Genomic DNA, 26,187 nt, shown 5'->3' with positions numbered 1-26,187 from the left:
CATGGACCCCGCCGCCGCCCGCCCGGACGCCCCCTCCGGTTCCGGCCTCCCCGACCCCCGCACCCGGCCCCGGATCGGGGTCCCCGCCCGCCTGCTCGCCGCCCGCGCGCGCCCGGACGGTGGCGCGGCGGGTCTTCGCCTCCTCACCGAGGCGCTGGACCGCCACCTCGACCGGGTGCCGATCCGCCCCGAGGCCGAGATCGGGCTTGGCACCTCCCGCGCGGGGGCGCAGGGGGAGGGGGACGCGGCGGGCTCGCGGGATGCGGGCGAGCGGGACGGCCGCCGCCGTGCCGTGCTGGGGCGGCTCGACGGCTGCGTGGTGGTGGACGGGGGCGGAGCGTTCGCGTCGCGGCTTGCCGAGCTTCGGCCCGACCTGCCGGTGGAGGAGGCGGGGCGGCTCACCGACGACACTCTGCGGGAGCACTTCGTGGAGCGGGTGTTCGCCCGCGCCCGGCTGCGCGCCCTGTTCGAGGGGGTGCCCGAGGACACGAGGAGTGCGGCGGACACGGGCCGTGGGGGCGGTGCGGCCGACGCGGACGAGGACGCGGACGGCGGCGCGTGGCGGCCCCGCGATCTCGTCGCCTTCCACGCCCGCCACAAGCTCCAGTTGATGGCGCACTCGCCCGAGGGCTACCGCGCGGCGGGCCGCGTGGCCGCACGGGCGGGTGACCGGCCGCGCGCCGAGGTCGAACGCGACTACACCGCCGCCTTCACCCGCGCGCTGGAGCGGCCCACCACCCCCGGCACGCACGCCAACGCGCTCCAGCACGCCTTCGGCATGGTCAGCGGCCTGCTGGACGACACCGCACGGCGCGAGGTGCTCGACGCCGTCGAGCGCTACCGGCGCGGCGACCTCCCCCTCGGCGTCCCGGCGGCGCTGATCCGCCGCCTTTGCGCGGCCGAGGGCGTGGAGTGGGCCGCCCGGCAGACCTACCTGGCGCCCTTCCCCGCCGACGCGCTGCCGCGCACCGCGCTCGCCGGACGGAGCGGTTAGCCGGGACGGAGCAGCCGGCCGGGCAGCGCAGCCGGCCGGGACGGCGCAGCCGGCCGCGAGCCGCCCCACCGCCGTGCCCGTTACCGACCGCGCCCGCCGCCCCACCGCCCCACCGGCCCACGCCCTCACGGCGCCGACGCCGGAGCAGGTCGGATCACCGGGTGCTCGCCGGTCTCGGCCAGCCGCTCCACAAGGCGGCGGCGCAGCGGGGGCAGGGCCTCCCGGGCGCCGGGGTCGGCGACGAGGTTGCGCAGCTCGTCGGGGTCGGTCTCAAGGTCGTAGAGGTAGGTCTCCACGTACTCGTCGGCGGCCGGGTCGTCCCAGCCGTCGGCGTGCGGGGCCACCACGCCGTACTTCCAGCGCGGGGTGCGCAGCGCGCGCCCCACCTCCGACTCGCTGACCTGCACCAGCACGTCGTCGGGCCGGTCGTCGGGGGCGCCGCGCACCAGCGGCAGCAGCGACCGGCCGTGCATGTCCGCCGGAACCGGCAGACCGGCGGCGTCAAGCAGCGTCGGCGGCAGGTCGATGTGGTTGACCAGTCGGGTGATCGGCCGCCCGGTGCCCAGCCCCGGCCCGCGCAGGGCCGTGGGCACCCGGATCGAGGCGTCGTGGCAACTGCGCTTGTACTCGCTGTTGCGGGTTTTGAAATGGCACCCGTGGTCGGAGGTGTAGAGCACCACGGTGTCCTCGGCCAGCCCGTGCTCCTCCAGCGCCGCCAGCAGCCGCCCCAGGCACTCGTCCAGCCGCCGGACCATCCCGTAGTAGCCGCCCAGGTGCTCGGCGGCGTTGCCGCCGAGCGCGGCGAGGTCGCCGGGCGTCCAGCCGCCCGCGTACCGCTCGCCGTAGCCCTCGGGCGCCGGGTAGTCGTCGCGCTGGTTCTGGTGGTGCGGTTCCAGGTAGGACAGGAACAGGAAGAACGGGTTGCGGCGCTCGCGCGTGGCGTAGTCGATCGCGGCGTCGGTGAGCGCGTCGGCGCGGTAGCCCGCGAGGTCGTGCGCCCGGCCGTCGGCGTCGTAGAGGGTGGTCTCGTAGGCGTCGGAGGTGAACTCCAGCAGGTTGGCCGCCAGCCAGTCGCGGTAGCCGCCGCGCTGCTCGGGCCGCACCGGACCGGCCACGTCGGTGTCGGCCAGGTGCCACTTGCCGATGTAGCCGGTGTCGTATCCGGCGGCGGCGAAGTGGTGCGCCAGGGTCGGGGCGTCCTCGGGCAGCGGGATGTTGTTGCGGTAGACGCCGGTCTGCGCCGGGTAGCGCCCGGTCTGGAGCGAGGCGCGCGAGGGCGCGCACACCGGCTGGCAGGTGAAGGAGTTGGCCACGTGGACGCCCTCGGCGGCCATCCGGTCGAAGTTGGGCGTCAGGCCGAGCGGGTTGCCGTGCACGCCGGTGGTGTCCCACCGCTGCTGGTCGGTGAAGAAGACGACCACGTTGGGGTGCCGACCGCCCCGGCCGGAGCCCTCCCGTCCTGTCGTGCCCGCCGTGCCCCGGCCGTCCGCCGTGTCCGCCATCGGTCCGCGTCCCCCTCGCCGTTTCCGTCCGTTCCCGTGTCCTGTGCGTGCGCCGCCCGCGTGCCGCGGGGCGCTCGGTCCTCGGCTCAGTCGTCCGCGCGGCTGTCCGCTCGGTTGTCCGCGCCCGGCGCGCCGCCGCCCGTGGCCGCCTCCAGTTCGGCGGTGTCGACGTGCCGCGTCTCGCGCATGAACAGCGTGGAGACCACCGACACCGCGCCCAGGCCCACTACCAGCAGCGCCACCGGCCAGGTCGCGCCGTCGAAGGCCACCAGCAGCGACGTCGCCGCGGCCGGGACGAACCCGGCGACCATGGCGGAGGTCTGGTAGGCGAACGACATGCCCGAGTAGCGCACCCGCACGCCGAACATCTCGGTGAACAGGGTGGCCTGGAGGCTCGACATGCACACCGCGCCGCCGAGGGTGGCCAGCGCCATCGCCGTCCACGCCCACCACGTGCTGCCCATCTCCAGCAGCCAGAAGTAGGGGAAGGCGGTCAGCGCCACGATCACGCCGCCCGCCAGGTACAGCGGGCGCCGCCCCACCCGGTCGGAGATCGCCCCGGCCACCGGCATCAGCGCCAGGCCGAGAAGGTTGTACAGCACCACGCCGGTCAGCGCCACGCCCTGGCTGAACCCCAGGCTGGTGGTGACGAAGCTGATGGCGAAGGGCTGGTAGATCTGGGAGGTCCCCGCCTCGCCGAGGCGCGCGCCGAACCCCACGGCGATGCTGCGCGGGTAGCGGCGCAGCGCCGTCAGCAGCGGGACGCGGACCTGGGCGTCGGCCGCCTTGACCCGGTGGAACGCGGGCGTCTCCTCGATCTTGAGCCGCACGAGCAGCCCCACCACCAGCAGCACCGCGCTGAGCAGGAACGGCACCCGCCAGCCCCAGCTCAGGAAGTCGTCCTCGGGGAGCAGCGCGAACAGGCTGACCACGGCGACGGCGATCAGGTACCCGATGGGGCCGCCGGTCTGGGGCAGGCTGCCCCAGAACCCCCGGCTGTGGCGGGGCGCGTGCTCGACGGTGAGGAGGGAGGCGCCGCCGAACTCCCCGCCCAGGCCGAGCCCCTGGACCAGGCGGAGGGTGACCAGCAGGATCGGCGCCCACACGCCGATGGTGTTGTAGTCGGGCAGCAGGCCGATGAGGAACGTCGCGCCGCCGATGATCATCATGGTGGCGACGAGGATCTGCTTGCGCCCGACACGGTCGCCCAGGTGGCCGAAGAGGAGGGCGCCGATGGGCCGCGACACGAACCCCACGCCGAAGGTGGCGAGCGAGAGCAGCGTGCCGATCAGCGGATCGGCGTCGGGGAAGAAGAGGCGGTTGAAGACGAGCGCGGCCGAGAGCCCGTAGAGGTTGAAGTCGTACCACTCCAGCAGCGCGCCGGAGAGGCTGGCGGCGATGACCTTGCGCATGGGTTGGCGGGGCGGGTCGTCGGTCGGGCGTGTCGTCATGTCAGCCTTCTTCGTTCGGCTTGCTGTGACGGCCTTCTTCGTTCGGCGTTCGGGGGTGGCGCCGGGCCGGACGAGGGCGCCGTGCCCCGCGCCGCCGGGGGAGGGCGGGTGCCCCGAGGGGGAGGGCGGGCGCCCCGGAGGGAGGGGCGGTCCGCCGCCCTGAGGGGACCCGCGCGGCCGACGCCCGGGGGGTTCCGGACGGGCTCCGGACGGGCATCCGAGATCGTGTTATTCGATTAACGTGACGCACGCTACATCGCGGTGGAACCGGCGTCCAGGCCCCGGGTGGCGAGGCGTTTCGGGGCGGGCCGGCGGCCCGCTGCCGTCGCCGCTCTCGCCGCCACCGCCGTCGCGACCTCGGGCATTCGCCCCGAGTGGTGATGCTCGGCCGCCTCAGGCATCCGCTGCCGTCGCCGCCCCCGTTGCCGCCCCGCTGCCGCCTCAGCCGCCCGCCCCGGGGGGGCCGATGTCCGCTCGCGCGGACGGCTCAACCCGGGCCGGGCCGGGCGACTACGCTTGACGGATGTGGCAGTGACCGAGCCCCCCGCACGCCCGACCCAGCGCGACATCGCGCGCCGGGCAGGAGTGTCGACCGCGACCGTGTCCTACGTGCTGAACGGGCGGCGCGGCGGGGCCAAGCCGCCGCCCGAGGAGACCCGCCAGCGCGTCCTGCGCGCCGTCGCCGAGGTCGGATACCAGGTCGACCACGCCGGGCGCAGCCTGCGCCGCCGCCGCACCGACCTCGTCGCGCTCATGTACCCCGCGCCCTCCAGCCCGTGGTCGGACCGCCTTGCCGAGCAGATGCAGGCGGGCGCCGCCGAGCGCGGCCTGGGCGTGGTGGCGCTGCCGCAGGGCGAAGCCGCCTCCGGCGACGCGGCCCTGCGGGTGCTGCGCGAGCGCTACGTCGACGGCGCCGTCCTACTGCCCGACTGCCGGGTGGACCCCGCCGAGCTGACCCGGCTGGCGGGCCGGGGCCTGGCGCTCGTCGTCTTCGACGACCACCTCGCCCCCGACGGCTTCGACGTCGTCCGCCAGGACCGCGCCCGCGCCTGCCGCGCCGCCGTGGAGCACCTGGTGGCCTCCGGCCACCGGCGCATCGCCTACCTGGCCCACCCCGGCGAGGACGGCTGGGACGGCGTCCGCTCGGTCAAGCTTCGCGGGTACCGCGACGTGCTCGCCGCCCACGGCATCGGCGTCGACCCCGCCCTCGTGCTGCCCGTCGCCGATTCCCGCCCCGCCGCCTACGCCGCAGTGCGCGAGCTGCTGCGCCGCCCCGATCCGCCCACCGCCGTGCTGTCGGCCACCGACCGCGCCGCCATCGACGCCGTGTGGGCGGCCCGCGACCACGGAGTCGAGGTGCCCGGCGGCCTCGCCGTGGCGGGGATCGGCAACATCCCCGAGGGAGTGGTGATCACGCCCGCGCTGACCACCGTGGGCGCGCGCGAACTCGACTTCACCCGCGAGGTCGCCCGGCTCTTCGCGCGCCTGGACGCCGCCGCGCCGCTGCCCGGCGAGGTCATGGCCGCGCCGTGGGAACTGATCGTCCGCGCGTCCGCCTGACCGCCGACACGCGCCGCTCCGCATCGAGCCGCGTCGTCCCCGCCGCCGCGCCGTCCGCACCGAGCCGCGTCGTCCGCACCGAGCGGGGTCGTCGTCCCCCTGAGTCCCGTTGTCCCCACCGAGTCGCGCCCTGCGGCGCCGGTCCGCACCCCATCGGCACCCGCCCCTGCACTCAGCCCCACACCGCGCCGCAGCCGCCCCCGCGCGTGCCCCCGTGCCCACCCCCACGCCCACCCCGCCCGGCCTTGGCGCCGCCCTTCCCCCGACGCGCCTGCCGGGGCGGGGGCGGGGCCATGGCCTACCCTTGAACGGCCCGGCCGCCCGGCGAGACCGCGAGTGGAGGCGCTGTGCCCGACCCGGACCCGACCCCCGACACCGCCGCCCGCCCCCCGGTCGCCGTGCTGCGCCGCGCGGGCGCCTGCCTGGTCGTGGACCTCGCACCGATGGCCGGGCGCGGCCTGCCCGAGGTGCTGCACTGGGGCGCCGACCTCGGCCCGCTCACCCCCGACCTCGCCGAGCACCTGCGCACCACGTCGGTGCCCGCCGTGCCCCACAGCGCCCCCGACGCGCCGCGCGGGTTCACCGTGCTGCCCACCCAGGCCGACGCCTGGGCCGGGACGCCCGGCCTCAGCGGGCACCGGGCGGGCACCGCCACCGCCCCGCGCCTGCGGCTGCGCGGCCACCGCCGGAGCAGCGACGACGGCGCCGACACGCTCACGCTGGACCTGCACGACCCGGACATCGGGATCGCCGTGGAACTGCGCTACCGGCTCGACGCGTTCGGCGTCCTGCGCGCCCGCGCCACCGCGACCGCCGACGCCTCCCCGGCCGCCGACGCCCCCGCCACCGACCCCGCCGACTCCACCGACCCGGCCGCCCGCCCCGCCCCCTACGACCTCGCGGCCCTGCGCGTGCTCCTCCCGCTGCCCGCCCGCGCCTCGAAGGTCCTCGACCTCACCGGCCGGTGGGTGCGCGAGCGCAGCCCCCAGCGCGGCCCCATGCGCGACGGAACGCTGCTGCGGCGCGCCCTGCGCGGGCGCCCCGGCCACGACAGCCCCCTGCTGATGGCGGCGGGCACCCCCGGGTTCGGGTTCGGCGCGGGCGAGGTGTGGGCGGTGCACGTCGCCTGGAGCGGCCACCAGGAGTACCTGGTGGAGCGCCTGCCCGAGGGCGCCGGAGCCCACGCCGCCGTCCTCGGCGGCGCCGAGGCCCTGCTGCCCGGCGAGATCCGGCTCGACCCCGGCGCGGCCTACACCGGCCCCGAGATCGTCTTCTGCCACTCCGCCGACGGGCTCGACGGGCTCTCCGCGCGCCTGCACGGCAGTCTGCGCGCCCGCCCCCGGCACCCGGTCCGCCCGCGCCCCGTCGTGCTCAACACCTGGGAGGCCGTCTACTTCGACCACGACCTCGACCGGCTGCGCGCCCTGGCCGACCGCGCGGCGCAGGTCGGGGTCGAGCGGTTCGTGCTCGACGACGGCTGGTTCCTGGGGCGGCGCGGCGACCGGTCCGGCCTGGGCGACTGGGAGGTCGACCCGCACACCTGGCCGCACGGGCTGGACCCGGTCATCGACCACGTCCACGCCCTCGGCATGGACTTCGGCCTGTGGGTCGAGCCGGAGATGGCCAACCTCGACTCCGACCTGGTGCGCACCGACCCCACCCGCCTGCTCCACCCCGAGGGCGACCCCGGCCGCACCTGGCGCCACCAGTACGCGCTCGACCTCGCCCGCCCCGACACCTGGCGGCTCGTCCACGACCGCCTCGACGCGCTGCTGACCCGCTACCCCATCGCCTACGTCAAGTGGGACCACAACCGCGACCTCTACGAGGCCGTGCACCGCGCCGAACCCGGCGGCGCACCGGGCGGCGCCGGGCGCCGCGTGCCCGGCGTGCACCGCCAGACCCGCGCGCTGTACGCCCTGCTGGACGCGCTGCGCGAGCGCCACCCCGACGTGGAGTTCGAGTCCTGCTCCAGCGGCGGCGCCCGCATCGACCTGGGCATCCTCGACCGCGCCGAGCGCGTGTGGGCCTCGGACTGCAACGACCCCCTGGAGCGCCAGGCCGTCCAGCGCTGGACCGGCCTGCTGCTGCCGCCCGAACTCGTCGGCACCCACGTCGGCCCGCCCGTCGCCCACACCACGCACCGCCGCACCGACCTCGCGTTCCGGCTGTGCACCGCCCTGTTCGGCCACTCCGGGATCGAATGGGACCTCACCCGCTGCGGCGAACGCGACCTCGCCGCCCTCACCGCCTGGACCGCCATGGTCCGCGAGTTCCGCCCGCTGCTGCGCACCGGCCGCACCGTGCGCGCGGAGCAGACCGACCCCGCCGCGCTGCTGCACGGGGTCGTCTCGCCCGGCCGCGACCACGCGCTGTACTGCTTCGCGCAACTGGCCACGGCGGCGGCCGAGCAGCCCGGCCGCACCCCGCTGCCCGGCCTCGACCCCGATCGGACCTACACGCTGCGCCACCGCACCGACCTGGGCGACCCCACGCGCGGGGCGGCGGGCGCGCCCGCCTGGATGCACGCCGACACTCCGGCACCGGTGCTCGGCGGCGCCGCGCTGGGCGCCCTGGGCGTGCCGATGCCCCGGCTGTTCCCGGCGCAGGCGGTGCTGGTCGAGGCGCGCGCGGCCGACTGACGAGCCCCGCCGCTCCTGACCCGCCTCAGGCGCCTCCGGCGGCCTCGGGTTTCCCCGCCTCCCGCTTCTCCGGTCCCTCTGGCTCCTCTGCGGCCCTCCGGCCTTCAGCGTCCGCCGCCCCCTCGGCGTCCTCCGCGTCCTCGATGCCGAGCGCCGACAGCGCCGCCGCCAGCACCGCCGGGCGCAGCTCGCTCGGATCGGCGTCGCCGAAGAACACCAGGCAGTCCGACAGCCCGCCGATGGCGGTGACCGCGCGGCACTGGGCGGTCAGGTCGGGCTCAGGCCCCGCCAGCAGCGCGATGAGCCGCCGCCGCCAGTCCATGACGCGCGCGCCCAGGTCCAGGTAGGACAGCGTCGCCAGCTCCCGGGCGACCAGCGCGGTCACCCGGCGGTGCCGGCAGCTCGCGTCGAAGTACCCGCCGAGCAGCGCGCGCGGGTCGGTGGACCCGGCGGCCTCGTCGCGCGCGATCAGCTCCTCGATGTCCTCGATCAGCGGCTGGACCAGGCTGCGCACCAGCTCCTCGCGCGAGGGGAAGTGGTAGTAGAGCGCCGGCTTGGTCAGCCCCAGCCGCTCGGCGATCGCCCGCAGGCTCGTCTGCTGGACGCCCTGCTCGCTGAACAGGTCCAGGGCGGCGGCCTGGATCCGCTCCCGGGTCTCGCCGCTGCGCGCTCGTGGCACCCGCACCCCTCCTCGGTCGATCGACGCATCGAGACTAGTGCGCCCGCGGTGGATCCGCGTTCGTTTACCTACCGGAAAGTAAACCGTTGACGGCGGCGTTCGGCGCCGGTTAGGTTTACCTTCCGGTAAGTAAACAAACGAGGGAGGACACCATGGCGCTGACCGTGCTGATCTCCGGAGCCAGCGTGGCCGGCCCGGTCCTGGCCTACTGGCTGCGCCGACACGGCCACACCCCGGTCGTGGTCGAGCGCACGCCCGAACTCCGCATGGGCACCGGGGGCCACGCCGTGGACCTGTTCGAGCCCGCCGTCGAGATCGCCGAGCGCATGGGCGTGCTGGCGGAGATCCGCGAGGCCGCCACCGGCACCGCCGCCATCACCCTGGAGCGGCCCGGCCGCCGACCGGTCGAGATCGACCTGGGCGGGCTGCCCGCCGCCTCCGCCGACCGCCACGTCGAGGTGCTGCGCGGCGAGCTGGCCCGGATCCTGCACGCCGCCACGCGCGACGACGTCGAGTACGTCTTCGGCGACTCCGTCAGCGCCCTGCGCGAGGACGCCGGCGGGGTGGAGGTCGCCTTCGAGCACGCGCCGCCGCGCCGCTTCGACCTCGTCGTCGGCGCCGACGGCCTGCACTCCACCGTCCGCCGGCTGGCGTTCGGCCCGGAGGAGCGCTACCGGCGCTTCCTCGGCGGCTACCTCAGCGCCTTCACCGTGCCCAACCACCTCGCCCTGGACGGGCGCATGGCCCTTTACAACGCCGTGGACCGGCTGGTCGGCCTCTACCCGGTCTGGCAGACGGGTGACGCCCGCGCGGTGTTCCTCCGCCGCCACGCCGAGGTGCCGTTCGACCACCGCGACACCGGCGCGCAGGTCCGCCTGCTGCGGGAGATGTTCGCCGACGACGGCTGGCAGGTGCCCCGGCTGCTGGAGGAGGCGGCGGGCGCCGCCGACTTCTACTTCGACTCCATCAGCCAGATCCGCATGGACGAGTGGTGGCGCGGCCGGGTCGCGCTCGTGGGCGACGCCGGGTACGCCCCCGGTCCGGCGGTGGGCGGCGGCACCACGGTGGCGTTCGTGGCCGCCTACGTGCTGGCCGGGCACCTGGCGGCGGCCGGGGGCGACCACCGCGCCGCCCTGGCCGGCTACGCCGCCGAGATCGGCGACTACGTGCGCCGCAGCCGCGAGTTCGGTCCCCGCGCGATGCGCACTCTGGTGCCCCGCTCGCCGCTGGAGGTCCGCATGGCGGGCTGGGTGCTGGGCGCCCTGCCGCGCCTGCCCGCCGCCGTGAGCGCGCGCCTGCTGGGTGGCGAGAACCGGGTGTCGACCCAGCTCGCGCGCTTCACCGTCCGCGACTACCCGCCTACCCCGCCCGCCGACGCGTGAGGCAGGCGGGAGGGGCGGGACAGGGCGGGGACAGGGGAGGGGAGCCGTGGGGGAGGGGGCGTGCCGCCGCACCCCGCCGCACGTCGAGCGCCTGCCCCCGCCGCTCGCCCGCGTCCCCGTAGGCCCGTGTCCCCGCGCGCACGCGGCGGCCCCGGATCTCCGGGGCCGCCGCGTGCGCGTCGGCTGACCGCCGGGCGCCCACGCCGGTGCGCGGGCCGCCGTGCGCTACTTGGCCTTGGCCGCCTCGCGGCGGCTGGGCGCCCAGTCGGCGGCGGCGCGCACGGCGGTGCCGGCGGCCTCGGCGATCTCGGCGGGGGTGGGCTCGGCCGGCTCGCTCTCGGGGTCGTAGTGGAGTTCGGCGATGTCACCGACGATCCGCACCTTCGACTCGCGCAGATCGTCGATGTCCTCCCGGCTCCAGGCGGCGACCCGGTCGCGGAACCCCGAGCGGACGCCCAGGCGCGGTCCCCGCTTCTCGCGCCCGGCGAACTCCTCGATGACCTGCGTCCGGAGCTTGCGGGTCGAGGCCCGGTCCCACCCCTCCCCCATCAGGTTGCCGTTGACCGCCCGCAGCACCTCGGCCTCCGGTGCCGTCACCCCGCTGTGCACGGTGGTGGCGGTGTCGGGGGCGGGCAGGCCCGAGGTGTCGCCCAGGTCGATGGCCTCCAGGAAGCGGTGCCACAGCCGGTCGGCGGGCGAGCCCGGGTTGGTGACCAGTGTCACCCGCTCGGGACCCACGAGCGCGGCCCACCGCTGGGCCAGCCGGCCGAGGGCGAACGCCCGCCACAGGTGGGTCTTGGGGTCCTGCTCCAACTCCTCCCAGCCCCGGTCGCGCTGCCGGGCGAGCTGGCGCAGGTAGCGGTCGTAGCTGGTGGCGTGGCCGTTGCGGACGTGCTGCTGCCACACCGACGGCAGCAGCTTGCCCAGGCCGCGCCCGGTGATGAACACGTCGGTGTTCTCCGGCACGCCGAACTCCTCGATGGTGCGCCGCGCGGCGTCGGTCCGCACCACCGACAGCGCCTCGGCCGAGACGATCGCGGTGCCCGACCAGTCGCGCACCTGCTTGCGCAGGTTGGCCCACCATGCCTTCTCCTGGGCCGAGCGCTCCTCGGTCACCCACGGGTACTCGGTGCCGAGCAGGCCGTAGGAGGCGGTCTCGTGGTGGTTGAGCCGCCCGGCATCGGGCCGGCGGGGCGGGACGGGGTACAGGACGTTGATCGCGGCCAGTTCGCGCGCGCGGTCCTGCATCATCTGTTGCAGATACGTCGTTCCTGATTTCTGCACACCTATGTGCAGGACAAGCCGCTGTGCCACGGGCTACTCCCATTCCTCGAACGTGCGCGCGCAGAAGCCACCGCCGGGAGGCGATCGGCGGACGAACACCAGGGGTACGTCGGACCGGTGCCGGAGCGGCGCCGGCCCGCCGGTGCGGGGACCGGCCGGTCCCGCGTCAGGCCCGCCCGGGGGTGCGGTGCCGCGGCGCCTGCCACCCGAAATTGTCACACGCCACTTCTACGATGGCGATGCCTCCGTTGCCTGGAGGTAAGGCGTATGAGCAGATGCCGGACACCGGGGCCGGTCCGCGTGGAACGGGCCGGTCCCGCCCGGCGCTCCGCTGTCGTGCACTGCGCTGCTGTGCGGTCGCGGCGCTGCCAGCGGCGGCCCGCGTTCTCTTCGTGCGCTCCGTTACAGCTACCGGCCGACTAACCCGCACCGGTGCGCCGGAAACCGTCGCGGCCCGTGCGCGCCGCCGCGCATACCTCGCGGCCCCCGTGGTAGCGGACCCGGTGGCGAAACCGTCCGCCCGGCCGACAGGCCCGCGCAGGCCGGGCGGAGTGCACGCACACACGCGCCAGGACTGGAGGGCGAGATGCAGCACGACGCGTTCATCGGACAGGTGCAGGCCCGCGCCCGCCTGGACAGCCGTGGGAGCGCCGAGGCGTTCACCCGGGCCACGCTCGAAACGGTCGCCGAGCGGATCAACCCCGACCTCGCCGACGACCTCGCCGCGCAGCTCCCGCAGGAGATCGGCGAGAACGTGCGCCGCGTCACCGACCAGTACGACCCCACCGAGCGCTTCGGCCAGGACGAGTTCGTGGACCGGGTGGCCGCGCGCGCCCACGCCGACCGGTCGCAGGCGTCCTACGCCGCCCGCGCCGTGTTCGAGGTGCTGGACGAGGCCACCGTCAACGTGATGACCAAGGTGCGCGGCGGCCTGCCCGAGGACCTGCGGCGGTTCACGCTCGCGGGCAGTCGCGGCGGCACCTGATCCGCCCCCCGGCGGCGCCCGGGGGGACGGCGGCGCGGCGGTGCGACAGCGGGCCGCCGCGCCCGCGCACGTCACGCCAGGGCGACCGCGCACGCCACCGCGTCGGTGCAGGTCGTCGCACCCGCGCAGGTCGTCGAGTCCGCGTCCGCCGGGATCCGGCGTCGACGGTTGGCCGTCAGCCGTCAGCCGTCGGCCGCCGGCGCGGCCCGGTGCCGGCGGCGCCCGCCGCCCCGCGTGCCGCCCGCCGCGTTCCTCGTTCCTCCCACCACGCCGAAGGAGAGCCGTGCCGCGCATCGGGTACTTCCTGTCGACCGAGCAGCATCCGCCCCGCGAACTCGTGCGCCAGGCGCGCATGGCCCACGAGGCCGGGTTCGACGGGCTGTGGATCTCCGACCACTTCCACCCCTGGCTGGACCGGCAGGGCCAGGCGTCGTTCGTCTGGCCGGTCATCGGCGCCATCGGCGAGACCGTCCCGCTGCCGGTGACCACCGCCGTGACCTGCCCCATCCGGCGGATCCACCCCGCGATCGTCGCCCAGGCCGCCGCCACCGCCGGCGCGCTGCTGCCCGGCGGGTTCGCACTGGGCGTGGGCACCGGCGAGGCGCTCAACGAGCACATCTTCGGCGACCCCTGGCCCTCGGCGCCCGAGCGGCTGGAGATGCTCGAAGAGGCCGTGGGGCTCATGCGCGAGCTGTGGACCGGTCGGCTGGTCTCGCACCGGGGCACCCACTACACGGTGGACGGCGCCCGGATCTACACGCTGCCCGAGGAGCCGCCGAGGGTGCTGATGTCGGCCTTCGGCCCCAAGGCCGCCGACACCGCCGGGCGGATCGCCGACGGGCTCATCATCATGGGTCCCGCCGCCGACACCGTGCGGGAGTTCCGCGCCAGCGGCGGCGAGGGCCGGCCGGTGCAGGGCGGCCTGCACGTCTGCTGGGGTCCCGACGCCGCGCAGGCGCGGGCGCTGGCCCGGCGGCAGTGGCCCAACGACGCCCTGCCGGGGGAGACCTCCCAGATCCTGCCGCTGCCCCGGCACTTCCGCCAGGTCACCGACGAGCTGATCACCGAGGAGCGCGTGGCCGCGCAGGTGCCGTGCGGGCCCGACCCCGAGGCGCACCTGGCGGCGATCCGGCCCTACTACGAGGCGGGGGCCGATGAGGTCTACGTCAGCCAGATCGGCCCCGACCAGGACGGCTTCTTCGACTTCTACGCCAACGAGGTGATCCCCCGACTGCGCGCCGGGGACGCGGGGGGCGCAGGGGAGTAGCGCCCGCGCGGTGTGGGGGCGATCCCCCGAACGAACGACCCGGCCCGGCCGCCGCGCACCGGCGGCCGGGCCGGTGGCGTGCGGGGGCCTGGCGGTGGGGCTGAGAGCCAGGTCAGGTCCGCGATCGGGGGCGCCGCACGGGAGAAAAAACCGGGGATCCGAAGGTTTATCCGCGCGGGAGGTCGGCAACAAAGTTGAGTGTCGACGCATCAGGTTTGCTGAGCACGCAGGAGGTGACCATGATGCTGATGCGTACCGACCCCTTCCGGGAGTTCGACCGCCTCGCCCAGCGGCTGCTCGACGACTCCGCCGCCCGTCCGGCGGCCATGCCGATGGACGCCTACCGCGAGGGCGACACCTTCGTCGTCTCCTTCGACCTGCCGGGCGTGCGCGCCGACTCCATCGACCTGGAGGTCGAGCGCAACGTCCTGACGGTCCGCGCCGAGCGCCCCGGTTCCGCCGGCGCCGAGGGGCGCGACCCGGTGGTCAGCGAACGCCCCTACGGCTCCTTCTCGCGGCAGCTCTTCCTGGGCGAGACGCTCGACACCGACCGCATCGCGGCCGACTACACCGACGGCGTGCTGACGCTGCGCATCCCGGTCGCCGAGCAGGCCAAGCCGCGCAAGATCAGCGTCGCCGCCGGCGGCAGCGGCCAGGCGCGCCAGATCAACGCCTGACCCGCCCGGCGCCGGCGCCGCGCGGGGGCGCGCGGCGCCTCCCGCGCCCCGGTCGCCTCTGCCGAGGGCGGCGCCCCCTGGGGCGCCGCCCTTCGCCGTGCCCGCGTGCCCGCACCCGTGCCGCGCCGCGTCCGGTCGGCGGACGGGCGCGCGCCGGGGTGGGGGTCCTCACAGCCCGCCCGCGCGTGGCGCATCGCCCCCGGCACCGCCCCCTTGCCACGATGGGGACCGGTGCGCGGCCCACCCCCGGCGCACCGGCGAGGACACCACGGAGACGACGAAAGGCGCGCCGATGCGACTCGACCTCAGCGGCAGGACGGCACTGGTCACCGGTTCGACCCAGGGCATCGGCGAGGCCATCGCCACCGGGCTGGCCCGCTCGGGCGCCCGCGTGGGGGTCAACGGCCGCACCGCCGCCCGGGTCGAGGAGGCGGTGGAGCGGCTGCGCGCGGAGGTCCCCGGCGCCGACGTGGTGGCGGTGGCCGCCGACGTCGCCACCGAGGACGGCGCGGCGCAGGCCGTCGCCGCCCTGCCCGACGCCGACATCCTGGTCAACAACCTGGGCATCTTCGGATCGGCGCCCGCGCTGGAGATCTCCGACGACGAGTGGCGGCGCTACTTCGAGGTCAACGTCCTGGCGGGCGTGCGGCTGACCCGCGCCTACCTGCCGGGCATGATGGAGCGCGGGTTCGGGCGGGTGCAGTTCATCGCCAGCGACTCCGCCGTCGTCATCCCCGCCGAGATGATCCACTACGGCATGTCCAAGACCGCGCTGCTGGCCGTGGCGCGCGGGTTCGCCAAGGAGGCGGCCGGCACGGGGGTGACGGTGAACTCGGTCATCGCGGGCCCCACCCACACCGGCGGCGTCGAGGACTTCGTCTACCAGTTGGTGGACCGGGACCTGCCGTGGGAGGAGGCCCAGCGCGTGTTCATGCGCGAGCACCGCCCGCAGTCCCTGCTGGGCCGGCTGATCGAACCCGAGGAGATCGCCAACCTGGTGGTCTACCTCAGCTCCGCGCAGGCCGCCGCCACAACGGGCGCCGCCGTCCGTGTCGACGGCGGCTACGTCGACTCGATCGTGCCGTAACGCCCCGCGTCGCGGTGTCGCTCCGTCCGGTGAGCCACGCCACCGCGTGAACCGCGCCTTCCGGCGGGCCGGTGCTGGCACCGCGGGGCCGCACGCGGCAGCCTGGGGGCATGACTTCCCGACACACCGACCCGCCCGCAGCCATGCGCGCCGTCGTCCAGGACCGCTTCGGCGGTCCCGAGGTCCTGCGCCTGGTCGAGCGCCCCGTCCCCGAGCCCGGCCCCTCCCAGGTGCTCGTGCGCGTGCACGCCGCCGGCCTCAACCCCACCGACTGGAAGCACCGCTCCGGCCGCCGGTTCCTCGGCGACCCGCCCTACGTGCTGGGGTGGGACGTCTCCGGAGTGGTGGAGCGGGTGGGGATCGGCGTGACCCTGCTCGAACCCGGCGACGAGGTCTTCGGCATGCTGCCCTACCCCTACGGCGCCGGGTCCTTCGCCGACTACGTCACCGCGCCCACGCGCGCCCTCGCCCGCAAGCCCGCCGGGCTCGGCCACGTCGAGGCCGCGGGCGTGCCGCTCGCCGCGCTGACCGCCTGGCAGGCGCTGGTCGACACCGCCGGCCTGGCCGAGGGGCAGCGCGTGCTCGTCCACGCGGCGGCCGGGGGAGTGGGGCACCTGGCCGTGCAGATCGCCGCGGCGCGCGGTGCGCGGGTGGTGGGCACCGCCAGCGCCAAAAAGCACGAGTTCGTGCTGGGTCTGGGCGCCGAGGAGGTGATCGACTACCGCGCGGTGGACTTCGCCGCCGAACTCGACGGGCTCGACGTGGTGCTGGACACGGTGGGCGGCGACTACGGCATGCGCTCCCTGGACACGCTGCGCCCGGGCGGCACCCTGGTGACGACCCTGCCCGTCGGCCAGGAGGAGGTCATCGCCCAGGCCCGCGAACGGGGCATGCGGGCGGCGGCCATGCTGGTGGAGCACGACCACGCCGGAATGTCGGCGGTGGCCGACCTGGTCTCCCGGGGCCTCCTCAAGGCGCACGTCAGCGAGGTGTTCCCCCTCGACCGGATCGCCGACGCCCACCGCGCGGGGGAGACGGGCCACACCACCGGAAAGATCGTCGTGGACGTCGCCGGAGCCTGAGGACGCGGTCCCGGGTCCGGGCGTACCGGCGTACCGGCGTACCGGCGTACCGGCCCGGGTTTTCCGCGGTGTGCCTCCGCTCGCGTGCGGCGGGCCGCGCGCGAGCGGACGCGGGGGCTATCGTGGGCGGCGATGAGGCTGCTGATCATCTCCGACACCCACATCCCGCGCCGCGCCCGGGTGCTGCCCGACCAGGTGCTGGCCGAGGTCGACCGCGCCGACGTGGTCGTGCACGCCGGCGACTGGTGCGACCTCGGGTCGCTCACCGACCTCCAGGCGCGCGCCCGGCGGCTGATCGGCGTCTACGGCAACAACGACGGCCCCGATTTGCGCGCCCGCCTGCCCGAGGTCGCCCGCGCCGAACTGGAGGGCGTGCGCCTGGCCGTGGTCCACGAGACCGGCCCCTCCGCCGGGCGCGAGAAGCGCATGGCCGCGCGGTTCGGCGACGCCGACGTGCTGGTCTTCGGCCACTCCCACATCCCGTGGGACACCACCGCGCCCACGGGCCTGCGGCTGCTCAACCCCGGGTCGCCCACCGACCGCCGCCGCCAGCCCCACCACACCTACCTCACCGCCACGGCCGCCGACGGCGAACTGCGCGACGTGCGCCTGCACCGGATCGAGCGCGGCTGAGCGGTTGAGCCGCCGCCCCACGGGCCGGCGCCCCGGCCGCCGCTTGGCTCCGCTTGACCTCAACCATGGTTGACGATGCAGGCTCGGTCACGGACGCGCCCGCACCGGGCGCCGGTGCGAGTGAGGGAGAACCGACATGCGTGCGGTGGTCGTGGAGGAGTACGGCGGACCCGAGGTGCTGCGGCCGCGCGAGGTGCCCGAACCCCAGGCCGGTCCCGGCGAGGTGGTCGTGGACGTGGCGGTCGCGCCGATCGACTTCGTGCAGACGCAGTTGCGGCGCGGTTTCACGCCCGGCCCGCCGCTGCCCGAGGTCCCCTACATCCCCGGCAGCGGGGTCGCCGGACGGGTGCGGGCGGTCGGCGAGGGCGTGCCGGCCGGCCTGGTGGGCACCCGCGTGCTGGGCCGCACCCCGGGGCAGGTGGGCGGCAACGCCGAGCGCGCCGTGGCCGTGGCGGCGTCGCTGATCCCCGTCCCCGACGGCGTGTCCCTCGCCGAGGCCGCCGCCCTGCAAAGCGACGGCAGCACGGCGATCGGCCTGGTGGCGGGCGCGGGCGTCGGCGCGGGCGAGTTCGTGCTGGTGGAGGCGGCGGCGGGCGGGCTGGGCAGCCTGCTGGTGCAGTTGTCCCTCGCGGCCGGTGCGCGGGTGGTCGGCGCGGCGCGGGGCGAGGCCAAGCTGGCGGCGGTGCGCAAGCTGGGCGCCGAGGCCGCGATCGACTACTCCCGGCCCGACTGGGCCGAGGAGGCCCGCGCGGCGACCGGCGACGCCGGGTTCGACCTGGTCTTCGACGGTGTCGGGGGTGAGATCGGCCGGACGGGGTTCGGCCTGGTCGCGCGCGGCGGCCGGTTCTCGGTGCACGGCGCCTCCAGCGGCGCGGCCACCGAAGTCGCACCGGCGCTGGCCGCCGAGCGGGGCGTGGCGGTCCTGCCGCTGTCCCAGCTCTTCGGCTTCGGCGCCCACACCCAGGAGCGGACCCGCCGAGCGCTGGAGGAGGCCGCCGCCGGTCGCCTGATCCCGCTCATCGGCGCGACCCTCCCGTTGGACCGCGCCGCCGAGGCCCACGCCGCGATGGAGGCGCGCACGGTCGTCGGCAAGACGCTGCTCGTGGTGGGAGAGGACCCCGCGTAACCCCTCGGCCGGGGGGCGGGGGCGCCCCACCTGTTGCGTCGACTCCGCGGTCGCGCCGCCGCCTACATCAGCCGTCCGTCCCGCGAACCGGTGGTCCTCCGGCCCCGCCCTGCGCCGACCTTGGTGCCGCACCCCTCGCCGCCGCCGCGCTCGGCCTCGCCCTCGTCCGGCAGGGAGCGCGGCGGCATACTGGCTTCGATCGTGGGGGAGTGCGGTGGCGGCCGACCCCCGGGGCCCTCCGGGGGGCTTCCTGGTGGCGTGTGCTGCGGAACGGACGGTGAGGTATGACGGCGGCCGACGCGCCGGTGGTCATCGGGCAGGCGCGTTGGCCCGGTGAGCTGCGGCCCTATCAGCGGGACGTGTTGGAGCGGCTGCGGCAGCGGTTCGCCTCCGGTGAACCCCGGGCCTGGGTGGTGCTGCCGCCCGGGGCCGGGAAGACGCTGGTCGGGCTGGAGGCCGCCCGCGAACTCGGGGCGCGCACCGTGGTGCTGGTGCCCAACACCGCCATCCAGGGGCAGTGGATCGCCGAGTGGGAGCGGTTCGAGCGGCCCGGCGGCGCCCGCGCCGGGACCTCGCGGGAGCTGGGCGACGCGGTCAACGTCCTGACCTACCAGTCGCTCGCGGTGTTCGACCCCGACATCGACCCCGACCCCGATCCCGAGGACGACGGCGACGGCGCCGAGAACGGGACCGGGGGGCTGCTCCGCCGCCTGCACCCCAACGGCGCCGCCCTCGTGGACGCCCTGCGCCGCGCGGGGCCGCTCACCATCGTGCTGGACGAGTGCCATCACCTGCTCCAGGTCTGGGGCCGCCTCCTCGCCGAGATCCTGGCCGAGCTGGACACCCGGGCGCACGTCATCGGCCTCACCGGCACCCCGCCCACCACCCTCACCCGCTCCGAGTCCGCGCTCGTCACCGGCCTGTTCGGCGCGCCCGTACACGGCGCCTCCATCCCCGCCCTGGTGCGCGACGGCCACCTCGCCCCCTTCGCCGAACTGGCCTGGCTGGCCGAGCCCACCGCCGTGGAGCGCGACTACCTCGCCGAGAACGGGCTGCGCTTCGCCGAGCTGTGCACCGACCTGCTGGCCCCCGGGTTCGCCGAGCCCGACCTGCGCTCCTGGCTGCACACCCGCTTCCTGGAGGGCGTGGACCCCGCCACCGGAGCGCGCCGCCCGTGGCCCGACCTGGCGGCCGCCGAACCCGAACTCGCCGACGCGCTGCTGCGCCTGCACCACGCCGGGCACGTGCCGCTGCCCGAGGGCGCCCGCCTCCAGGAGTGGCACCGCACCGCCCCGCGCGTGGCCGACTGGATGGCGCTGCTCGACGACTACGCCCGCCGCCACCTGCTGCCCGGCGCGCGCCGCCCCGCCGCCAACGCCGAGGCGTTCGAGCGGGTCCGCGCCGCGCTGCCGGCCGTCGGCTACCAGCTCACCCGGCGCGGCGTGCGCACCGGCCGCTCGCCGGTGGACCGGGTGCTGGCCCGCAGCGCCGCCAAGGCCCGCGCCACGGTGGAGATCGCCGCCGTGGAGTCGGCCGCCATGGGCGACCGGCTGCGCGCCCTGGTGCTGTGCGACCACGAGCGCGAGGGCGCCCGCCCCTCGGCGCGGCTGCGCGGCGTGCTCGCCGACGAGGCGGGCTCGGCCTGGGAGTGCCTGGTGCTACTGGGCGAGGACGCGCGCACCCGGCCGCTGCGCCCCATGCTGGTCACCGGGCGCACGGTGGCCACCACGGCCGAGGTCGCCGCCGACTTCGCCGCCTGGGTGCGCGAGCGCCGCCCCGGCCTGGAGTTGACCGCCCTCAGCGCCGGCGCCGACACCGTCCTGGGCATCGGCGCCCGCGAGGCCGACCTGGTGCGGATTGAAGGCGACTGGAACTCCCGGACCTGGGTGCGGCTGGCCACCGCCTACTTCACCGAGGGCGGCTGCCAGGTGCTCGTGGGCACGCGCGGCATGCTCGGCGAGGGCTGGGACGCCCCCGCCGTCACCACCGTGGTCGACCTGACCACCGCCACCACCCCCACGGCGGTGGTGCAGGGGCGCGGGCGCGCGCTGCGGCTGGACCCCGGCAACCCCGACAAGACCGCCCACACCTGGACGGTGGTGTGCGTCAGCCCCGACCACCCCCAAGGCGACACCGACTGGGAGCGGTTCGTCCGCAAGCACGAGGGCTACCTGGCGGTGGACGCCGAGGGCGAGGTGATGAACGGCGTCGCCCACGTGGACCCGGCGTTCTCCCCGTTCCACCCGCCGCCCGCCGCGGAGTTCGACGCCATCAACGCCCGCATGCTGGCCCGCGCCGAGGACCGCCTGGGCACCCGCGAGCGCTGGCGCGTGGGCGCCCCCTACCGCGACGAGGTGCTGCCGACCCTGCGGGTGTCGCCGCTGCCGGGCGCGGCACCGGAGTGGACCCGCGCCACCGCCGAGGGCGAGGCCGCGCGTCCGCCGGCCGCCGTGCCCGCCCAGCGGGGCGTGGCCATGCGCGACGCCGACCCCGCCGACCTTCCCTCCCGCGCCCCCACCCCGGTGGCGGCGGCGCTGGGCGCGCTGGCCGCCGCCTGCGTGGCGCTGCTCTGCCTGGCGCTGGGCCTGGTCGCCGGGGCGGTGGTGGCGGCGCCGACCGCGTTCGCCGCCGTGGAGCGGACGGTCGTGCGCCGCGCGCGCCTGGCCCTGGCGACGGGGCTGGTGCGCGAGGCCGCCCGGCCGCCCGGGGTGGTGGCGTTCGCCCGCGCCGTCGCCGACGCGCTCGCCGCCACCGGGCAGTCCGAGGCGGGCGCCGAGGGCGTGCGGCTGCACGTCGACCGCGACGGCAGCTCCCGGGTGACCCTCACCGGCGCCGGTCCCGAGGCGGCCGAGCGGTTCCGGGCGGCGCTGGAGGAGGTGCTGGCGCCGGTCGCCGGCACGCGCCGCGTCATCCACCGCTACGAGGTGGCGCCGGGCGAGCACCCGGGCGGCGAGCGCGGCCTGGCCGCCGCCTGGCTGCGCCGCGACGCGCCTCTCAACCGCGCGGTGCCCCACGCCGTCCCGGCGGTCTTCGCCCGCGACCGCACCCGCCTGGCGGCCTTCGAGCGGGCGTGGCGGCGCTGGGTGGCGGCCGCCTCGCCCGTCTCGGGGGCGGTGGCCGCCGGCGCCCCGGCGCTGCGGGGCGCTCCGGGAGCGCCGCCCTGCCCGGTGGCCACCACCAGCCGCCTCACCTGGTGGTGAGGCCGGCGGGCGGGCGGCGCTAGCCGAAGGTGTAGGGGGTCAGGTACTCCGGGACGACCACCTTGGTGTCCGGCGCGACCTCCTTGACCTTGGCCGCGAACTCCTCGGGGCCCATGGCCTCGCCGGTGGCGTCCACCGGCGGGTTCTTCAGCGGCACCTCGAAGTCGTCCCAGTGCACCGGCACCACGGTGGCCGGCTTGCCCAGCGCGCGGATCAGCCGGGGGACGTAGTCGTGGGTGGCCGAACTGGAGGGCAGCGCGACCATGGCGACGTCGGGGTCCAGACCCGCCACGGCGCGCTCGGCGAAGTCGCTGGCGCCCATGAAGAAGATGGCGGGGCCGCCCTTGACCCGCACCTGGAAGCACAGGGTGTCGCCCTCGGGCAGGTCGGCGATCGTGGCGGGCTTGGTCGCGGGCGGCGCGGGCACCGTGCCGGGGAAGGCCATGGAGTAGTTGCCGTTGCGGCTGTGCAGGGAGGGCACGACCTCGACCACGACGTCGGGGAAGTCGAACACCTCGCCGCCCTTGACCGCGCTGAGCTGGGCGGTGTCCACCTCCATGGCCTGGGCCAGGTAGACCGTGGAGGCGGTGCCCACCACCCGCGCGCCGGTGCTCTTGGCGATGTAGGGGACGTCGTTGAAGTGGTCCCAGTGGGAGTGGGTGACCAGGACCAGCGAGGGGTCGCCCATGTGCCGGTCGATCACGTCGCCCTTCACCGTGAGCTTCGTGGTGGGGTTGAACTTCCCGGTGAACAGGCCGGTGGGGTAGCGCGACAGGTAGGGGTCGACCAGCAGGGTGGTGCCGCCGGCCTCCAGGCGCCAGCCCGAGGTGCCCAGCCAGTGCAGCCGGGCGGTGGTGCCGCTCAGGCGGTCGTCGGCGGCGGGCGCGGTGTCGGCGGTGGCGGCGACTACCCCGACGGCGCCGGCGCCCAGCAGCGAGGCCAGCGCGGTCCCGGCCCCGGCGGTGCGCAGAAAGCGGCGGCGGTCCAGTGCGGACATGGTTCTCCCCTGGTCTCTTGGGTGGCGGGTCGCGCGGCCCGGCTCTGCGGCGGCCGCGCGGGGACGACCCAACCAGCGCCGGGGCCGCCGCGTCCAAGACCACGGGGGAACGGCGGTCATATCCGGACGCGTATCGGACCAGGCCACGGCCGGTGCGTGCGGGGAAGGAGGGCGGGAAAAACCGCCCGGCGTCACTCCACGGGCGCGCGGCCCGCCGCCGACCGCAGCTCCTCCACCGCCGCGCGCGCCGCCCGGCCGATCGCCACGTCCACGTCCAGGCGGCGGGCGTCGGACTTCACGGTGGGGGTGGCGGCGAACACCGCGACCGCGTACCGGCCGCCGTCGGGGTACTCGGCGACCCCGGCCTCCATGTGCAGCCCAGGCAGCGTGCCGGTCTTGGCGCACACCCGCACCGCCGGCGGGAACCCCGAGGCCAGCCGGGTCCAGAAGATCTGCTGGGCCAGGTAGGCGCGCACCGCCGCGCACGCCGGGGCCGGACCCGCCGCGTCGGTCCAGATCAGCTCCAGCAGCCGGGTGATGTCGCGCGCGGTGCTGGAGGTGGTGCGGTCGGGGTCGAACACCCGCAGGCGGCGCATGCGCTCCTCGGGCAGGGTGGGGAAGACCCGGGCGAACTCGGCGTAGTCGCGCGCGCCCACGTCGGCCAGCATCATCTCCAGCACCTGGCGGGGCCCGCCGATGACCCGGGTGCGCTCCAGACCAAGCTCGGCCGCCAGCATCCGCACGGTGTCCAGCCCCACCCGGCGCAGCAGCACGTCGGCGGCGGTGTTGTCGCTGACCTGGATGGCGGAGTAGGCCAGGTCGCGCAGCGACATCTCGACGTCGTCGGCGTAGCCGGCGGTGCCCCAGCCGCCCAGCCGGTCGGCGGCGCCCACCACCACCCGCTCGGCGGGGTCGAGCTGGCCGGCGTGGGCCTGGCGGGTGAACTCCAGCACCAGCAGCACCTTGAAGACGGAGGCGATCACCACCTGGTCGTCGGCGTGCCAGGCGACCTCGCCGCCGTCGACGAGGTCGCGGGCGTGCAGCTTGGCGGTGACTCCGGTCTCGGCGAACACCGCCGCCAACCTGTCCTGGATCGACACGCGGGCCACGCTAGCGCCCGACGCGCGTCCGCATCCCGCCGCCCCGACCGATAGCCGTTTCGCTATGGGCGGGGCTAGGCTGGTGTGCCGTGGACCTGTCCCGCCACCTGCGCCACTTCCTCGCCGTGGCCGAGGAGATGCACTTCGGCCGGGCCGCCGAGGCGCTGGGCATCGCCCAGCCGCCGCTCAGCCAGTCCGTCCAGCGCCTGGAGCGGGAGCTGGGGGTGGTGCTGTTCGACCGCTCGCGCCGCGCCATCGCCCTGACGCCCGCCGGCCGGCTGCTGTGCGACGAGGCGCGCGCCCTGCTGCTGCGCGAGGAGCGGCTGCGCGCGGTGATGCGCCGCGCCCGCGACGGCGAGCTGGGCGCGCTGCGCGCCGGGGTCCCCGCCGACACCCCCGCCCCGGTGCTGCGGGCGCTGCTGGAGGCCATGGCCGAGCACGCGCCCGGCCTGGAGGTCGACCTCCAGGAGCTGACGACCGCCGAGCAGGTGCGGATGCTGGCGGCCGCGCACCTGGACGTGGGCCTGCTGCACCACCCGGTCGAGGCGCCCGACGCGCACCTGGGTCCGACCGCCGACATCCCGCTGGGCGCGGTGCTGGCGCGCACCTCGCCGCTGGCGCGCTCGGCCGAGGTGGCGCCGGCCGACCTGGCCGGCCACGACCTGGTGGCGTTCCCGCGCGCCACCGCGCCCGGCGCCTACGACCACCTGCTGGCCGCGTGCCGCGCCGCCGGGTTCAGCCCCGCCCGGGTGCGCCACGCCGGCAACCCGGAGTTCCTGCTGGGGCTGGTGCTGGCCGACCGGGGCGTGGCGCTGGAGCCCGAGGCGCTGGCGCGGCGCGAGCCCCGCGCGGCCTGGCGCCCGCTGAAGGGCCGCCCGCTGGTGCGCCGGATCGGCGCGGCCTGGCCGCGCGAGGCGCCGCATCCGGCCGCCGCGCAGTTCGCGCGGGTGGCGGTGGGCCTGCTGGCGCCGCCGGAGCCGCCCGCGCCGCCCATCGGCCCGGCCGAGCGCCCGTGGTCGGTGGTCTACACCCCGCCGGAGCGGGGGCCGGGCGCCGACCGCGCCTTCTAGGGCGCAGCGCCCGCGCCCCGTCCGGCCCGCCGCGCGCGTCCCGTCCGCCCGTCGCGCGCCCGTCGTGCGCCCCCAGCGTGCCCGCCCTCCGGCGCGGCCTCAGTCCGCCGCCGGCGCGGGCGCCGGCCGGAACCGGAACCCCATGCCCGGCTCGGTGGTGAAGTAGCGGGGCCGCGAGGGCACCGGCTCCAGGCGCCGCCGGATCTGGGTCATGTACACCCGCAGGTAGTTGGTCTCCTTGACGTAGGCCGGCCCCCACACCTCGCGCAGCAGTTGCTCGTGGGTGACCAGCCGGTCGGCGTTGCGGACCAGCACCTCCACGATGCTCCACTGGCGCGGGGTCAACCGCACGGGTTCGCCGCCGCGCGACGCCTCCTTGGCGGTGAAGTCGATCGTGAAGTCGGGGGTGGTCACCACGCCGCCGCTCTCGGGCATCACCGCGCGGCGCAGCACCGCGCGCAGCCGCGCGAACAGCTCGTCCACGGCGAAGGGCTTGGTGACGTAGTCGTCGGCGCCCAGGTCCAGCGCGCGGACCTTGGCCGCCTCGGTGTCGCGGCCCGACAGCACCACGATGGGCACCGTGCTCCACCCGCGCAGCCCCTGCACGACCTCCAGCCCGTCCATGCCGGGCAGGCCCAGGTCGAGCACGACGGCGTCGGGGTGGCGCCGGGCCGCCAGCCGCAGCGCCTGGTGGCCGGTCGCCGCGAAGTCGGCGGCGTACCCCCGGGCGCGCAGGTTGACCTCCAGCGCCTTGCGGATGCGCGGGTCGTCGTCGACGACCAGCACCCGGCCGGCCTCGCTCATGGTGTCGTCCCTTCGTCGCGGCGCCCCCGCGCCGGGCGGCGCCCGCCCCGGCCGGAGCGGGCGCCGCCCGGCGCGCTCAGGCGCCCTCCTCGGCCGACTCGTCCAGGGCGAGGTTCAGCTCCAGCACGTTGACCCCCGGGTCGCCGAGGACGCCCGCCCAGCGGCCCTGGGTGTGCTCCTCGACCAGGGCCAGCACCTCGGCCCGGTCCAGGCCGCGGTCGCGGGCCACCCGAGGCGCCTGGAGCCGCGCGTTGGCCGTGGAGATGTGCGGGTCCAGCCCGGAGCCGGAGGCCGTGACGGCGTCCACCGGCACCTCGGCGCCGGCGGCCAGCCCGTTCTCCTCACGGTAGGCCACGGCGCGGGCCTCGATGTCGGCGAGCAGGGCGGGGTCGGTGGGGCCGAGCTGGCTGGCGCCGCTGTGGGAGCCGTCGTGGTCCACCGCCGAGGGGCGGGGGTGGAAGTAGCCGGGGCCGGTGAACGGCTGGGAGAGCAGCCGCGACCCCACCACCTGGCCGTCGCGCACCACCGGGGAACCGTCGGCGCGGTCGCCGAACAGCGCCTGGGCGGCGCCGGTGACCGCCATCGGGTAGAGCAGCCCGGTCAGCACGGTGAACACCAGCACCATGCCCAGGGCGGAGGGAAGTTGGCGCAGTGCGGCGCGCATG

The 26,187-nt window shown here is 76.5% G+C and carries 21 protein-coding genes; 13 read left to right on the top strand and 8 right to left on the bottom strand.

Annotated elements, in window-relative coordinates; all coding sequences use genetic code 11:
- Position 1: 1 nt before the first annotated feature.
- Positions 2–994, top strand: a complete 993-nt coding sequence (locus LG943_RS18605; RefSeq protein ID WP_270073589.1) for a YbgA family protein — start codon at positions 2–4, stop codon at positions 992–994.
- A 125-nt stretch (positions 995–1,119) separates the two neighbouring features.
- Here LG943_RS18605 and LG943_RS18600 read toward each other — a convergent pair whose 3' ends face one another.
- Both LG943_RS18600 and LG943_RS18595 read right to left on the bottom strand, forming a co-directional pair.
- Entirely contained in the window at positions 1,120–2,496 is a 1,377-nt protein-coding gene (locus LG943_RS18600) for a sulfatase-like hydrolase/transferase (protein WP_270073588.1), read from the bottom strand.
- An 86-nt stretch (positions 2,497–2,582) separates the two neighbouring features.
- Positions 2,583–3,947 (bottom strand): MFS transporter, encoded by a 1,365-nt coding sequence (locus LG943_RS18595; protein ID WP_270073587.1) that lies wholly within the window; start codon positions 3,945–3,947, stop codon positions 2,583–2,585.
- A 531-nt stretch (positions 3,948–4,478) separates the two neighbouring features.
- Here LG943_RS18595 and LG943_RS18590 point away from each other — a divergent pair.
- Positions 4,479–5,507: a LacI family DNA-binding transcriptional regulator gene (locus tag LG943_RS18590; protein WP_270073586.1), complete on the top strand. Its 1,029-nt coding sequence runs from the start codon at positions 4,479–4,481 to the stop codon at positions 5,505–5,507.
- 347 nt (positions 5,508–5,854) lie between these two features.
- Positions 5,855–8,149 carry an alpha-galactosidase gene (locus LG943_RS18585; protein WP_270073585.1) on the top strand — a complete coding sequence of 765 codons (2,295 nt, stop codon included), beginning with the start codon at positions 5,855–5,857 and terminating at the stop codon, positions 8,147–8,149.
- A gap of 25 nt (positions 8,150–8,174) precedes the next feature.
- On the opposite strand, the gene LG943_RS18580 is transcribed toward LG943_RS18585, so the two are convergent.
- Positions 8,175–8,828, bottom strand: coding sequence for a TetR/AcrR family transcriptional regulator (locus LG943_RS18580; protein ID WP_270073584.1), 654 nt, complete (start codon positions 8,826–8,828; stop codon positions 8,175–8,177).
- A 152-nt stretch (positions 8,829–8,980) separates the two neighbouring features.
- Between LG943_RS18580 and LG943_RS18575 the strand changes: the two genes are divergently transcribed.
- Complete coding sequence (locus LG943_RS18575; protein WP_270073583.1) at positions 8,981–10,210, top strand: FAD-dependent monooxygenase; 1,230 nt, start codon at positions 8,981–8,983, stop codon at positions 10,208–10,210.
- Between the two features lie 225 nt (positions 10,211–10,435).
- Here the strand turns inward: LG943_RS18575 and LG943_RS18570 are convergent, their stop codons facing one another.
- A complete protein-coding gene (locus LG943_RS18570) occupies positions 10,436–11,461 on the bottom strand; it encodes a hypothetical protein (protein WP_270073582.1) in 1,026 nt (341 codons plus the stop codon).
- 619 nt (positions 11,462–12,080) lie between these two features.
- On the opposite strand from LG943_RS18570, the gene LG943_RS18565 reads away from it, so the two are divergent.
- From LG943_RS18565 to LG943_RS18530, 8 genes are all read left to right on the top strand, one after another.
- Complete coding sequence (locus LG943_RS18565; protein ID WP_270073581.1) at positions 12,081–12,479, top strand: DUF2267 domain-containing protein; 399 nt, start codon at positions 12,081–12,083, stop codon at positions 12,477–12,479.
- A gap of 283 nt (positions 12,480–12,762) precedes the next feature.
- Positions 12,763–13,746, top strand: coding sequence for a TIGR03557 family F420-dependent LLM class oxidoreductase (locus LG943_RS18560; protein ID WP_270073580.1), 984 nt, complete (start codon positions 12,763–12,765; stop codon positions 13,744–13,746).
- Between the two features lie 239 nt (positions 13,747–13,985).
- Positions 13,986–14,423 (top strand): Hsp20/alpha crystallin family protein, encoded by a 438-nt coding sequence (locus LG943_RS18555; protein WP_270073579.1) that lies wholly within the window; start codon positions 13,986–13,988, stop codon positions 14,421–14,423.
- Positions 14,424–14,715: 292 nt separating this feature from the next.
- Positions 14,716–15,510 (top strand): SDR family NAD(P)-dependent oxidoreductase, encoded by a 795-nt coding sequence (locus LG943_RS18550; protein ID WP_270073578.1) that lies wholly within the window; start codon positions 14,716–14,718, stop codon positions 15,508–15,510.
- Between the two features lie 110 nt (positions 15,511–15,620).
- Entirely contained in the window at positions 15,621–16,592 is a 972-nt protein-coding gene (locus LG943_RS18545) for an NADP-dependent oxidoreductase (protein ID WP_270073577.1), read from the top strand.
- Positions 16,593–16,724: 132 nt separating this feature from the next.
- Positions 16,725–17,225 (top strand): metallophosphoesterase family protein, encoded by a 501-nt coding sequence (locus LG943_RS18540; protein WP_270073576.1) that lies wholly within the window; start codon positions 16,725–16,727, stop codon positions 17,223–17,225.
- 136 nt (positions 17,226–17,361) lie between these two features.
- Positions 17,362–18,351 (top strand): zinc-binding dehydrogenase, encoded by a 990-nt coding sequence (locus LG943_RS18535; RefSeq protein WP_270073575.1) that lies wholly within the window; start codon positions 17,362–17,364, stop codon positions 18,349–18,351.
- Between the two features lie 284 nt (positions 18,352–18,635).
- Complete coding sequence (locus LG943_RS18530; RefSeq protein ID WP_270073574.1) at positions 18,636–21,551, top strand: DEAD/DEAH box helicase family protein; 2,916 nt, start codon at positions 18,636–18,638, stop codon at positions 21,549–21,551.
- Between the two features lie 19 nt (positions 21,552–21,570).
- On the opposite strand, the gene LG943_RS18525 is transcribed toward LG943_RS18530, so the two are convergent.
- Complete coding sequence (locus tag LG943_RS18525; protein WP_270073573.1) at positions 21,571–22,548, bottom strand: MBL fold metallo-hydrolase; 978 nt, start codon at positions 22,546–22,548, stop codon at positions 21,571–21,573.
- A gap of 191 nt (positions 22,549–22,739) precedes the next feature.
- On the bottom strand, positions 22,740–23,648 hold the full coding sequence (locus LG943_RS18520) for a serine hydrolase (RefSeq protein WP_270073572.1): 909 nt from the start codon (positions 23,646–23,648) through the stop codon (positions 22,740–22,742).
- Between the two features lie 89 nt (positions 23,649–23,737).
- Here LG943_RS18520 and LG943_RS18515 point away from each other — a divergent pair, with 89 nt between their 5' ends.
- The gene (locus LG943_RS18515) at positions 23,738–24,718 is read left to right on the top strand and encodes a LysR family transcriptional regulator (protein ID WP_270073571.1); all 981 of its coding nucleotides are present in this window, start codon (positions 23,738–23,740) and stop codon (positions 24,716–24,718) included.
- A gap of 99 nt (positions 24,719–24,817) precedes the next feature.
- Here the strand turns inward: LG943_RS18515 and LG943_RS18510 are convergent, their stop codons facing one another.
- Positions 24,818–25,522 (bottom strand): response regulator transcription factor, encoded by a 705-nt coding sequence (locus tag LG943_RS18510; RefSeq protein ID WP_270073570.1) that lies wholly within the window; start codon positions 25,520–25,522, stop codon positions 24,818–24,820.
- A 76-nt stretch (positions 25,523–25,598) separates the two neighbouring features.
- Entirely contained in the window at positions 25,599–26,186 is a 588-nt protein-coding gene (gene kdpC, locus LG943_RS18505) for a K(+)-transporting ATPase subunit C (protein ID WP_270073569.1), read from the bottom strand.
- Between the last annotated feature and the right edge of the window lies 1 nt (position 26,187).

Source organism: Streptomonospora mangrovi, assembly GCF_027604915.1.
In the GTDB taxonomy this organism is placed as follows: domain Bacteria; phylum Actinomycetota; class Actinomycetes; order Streptosporangiales; family Streptosporangiaceae; genus Streptomonospora; species Streptomonospora mangrovi.
The sequence above is the reverse complement of the archived record's forward strand: the minus strand, read 5'-3'. Positions and strand labels throughout refer to the sequence as shown.

What these genes read in the sequence shown, in the direction of transcription:
- LG943_RS18570 (WP_270073582.1), bottom strand. Translation starts at nt 11,461, where the DNA reads ATGATGCAGGACCGCGCGCGCGAACTGGCCGCGATCAACGTCCTGTAC.
- LG943_RS18545 (WP_270073577.1), top strand. Translation starts at nt 15,621, where the DNA reads ATGACTTCCCGACACACCGACCCGCCCGCAGCCATGCGCGCCGTCGTC.
- LG943_RS18540 (WP_270073576.1), top strand. Translation starts at nt 16,725, where the DNA reads ATGAGGCTGCTGATCATCTCCGACACCCACATCCCGCGCCGCGCCCGG.
- LG943_RS18510 (WP_270073570.1), bottom strand. Translation starts at nt 25,522, where the DNA reads ATGAGCGAGGCCGGCCGGGTGCTGGTCGTCGACGACGACCCGCGCATC.
- LG943_RS18535 (WP_270073575.1), top strand. Translation starts at nt 17,362, where the DNA reads ATGCGTGCGGTGGTCGTGGAGGAGTACGGCGGACCCGAGGTGCTGCGG.
- LG943_RS18530 (WP_270073574.1), top strand. Translation starts at nt 18,636, where the DNA reads ATGACGGCGGCCGACGCGCCGGTGGTCATCGGGCAGGCGCGTTGGCCC.
- kdpC (WP_270073569.1), bottom strand. Translation starts at nt 26,186, where the DNA reads ATGCGCGCCGCACTGCGCCAACTTCCCTCCGCCCTGGGCATGGTGCTG.
- LG943_RS18595 (WP_270073587.1), bottom strand. Translation starts at nt 3,947, where the DNA reads ATGACGACACGCCCGACCGACGACCCGCCCCGCCAACCCATGCGCAAG.
- LG943_RS18525 (WP_270073573.1), bottom strand. Translation starts at nt 22,548, where the DNA reads ATGTCCGCACTGGACCGCCGCCGCTTTCTGCGCACCGCCGGGGCCGGG.
- LG943_RS18565 (WP_270073581.1), top strand. Translation starts at nt 12,081, where the DNA reads ATGCAGCACGACGCGTTCATCGGACAGGTGCAGGCCCGCGCCCGCCTG.
- LG943_RS18575 (WP_270073583.1), top strand. Translation starts at nt 8,981, where the DNA reads ATGGCGCTGACCGTGCTGATCTCCGGAGCCAGCGTGGCCGGCCCGGTC.
- LG943_RS18550 (WP_270073578.1), top strand. Translation starts at nt 14,716, where the DNA reads ATGCGACTCGACCTCAGCGGCAGGACGGCACTGGTCACCGGTTCGACC.
- LG943_RS18600 (WP_270073588.1), bottom strand. Translation starts at nt 2,496, where the DNA reads ATGGCGGACACGGCGGACGGCCGGGGCACGGCGGGCACGACAGGACGG.
- LG943_RS18555 (WP_270073579.1), top strand. Translation starts at nt 13,986, where the DNA reads ATGATGCTGATGCGTACCGACCCCTTCCGGGAGTTCGACCGCCTCGCC.
- LG943_RS18605 (WP_270073589.1), top strand. Translation starts at nt 2, where the DNA reads ATGGACCCCGCCGCCGCCCGCCCGGACGCCCCCTCCGGTTCCGGCCTC.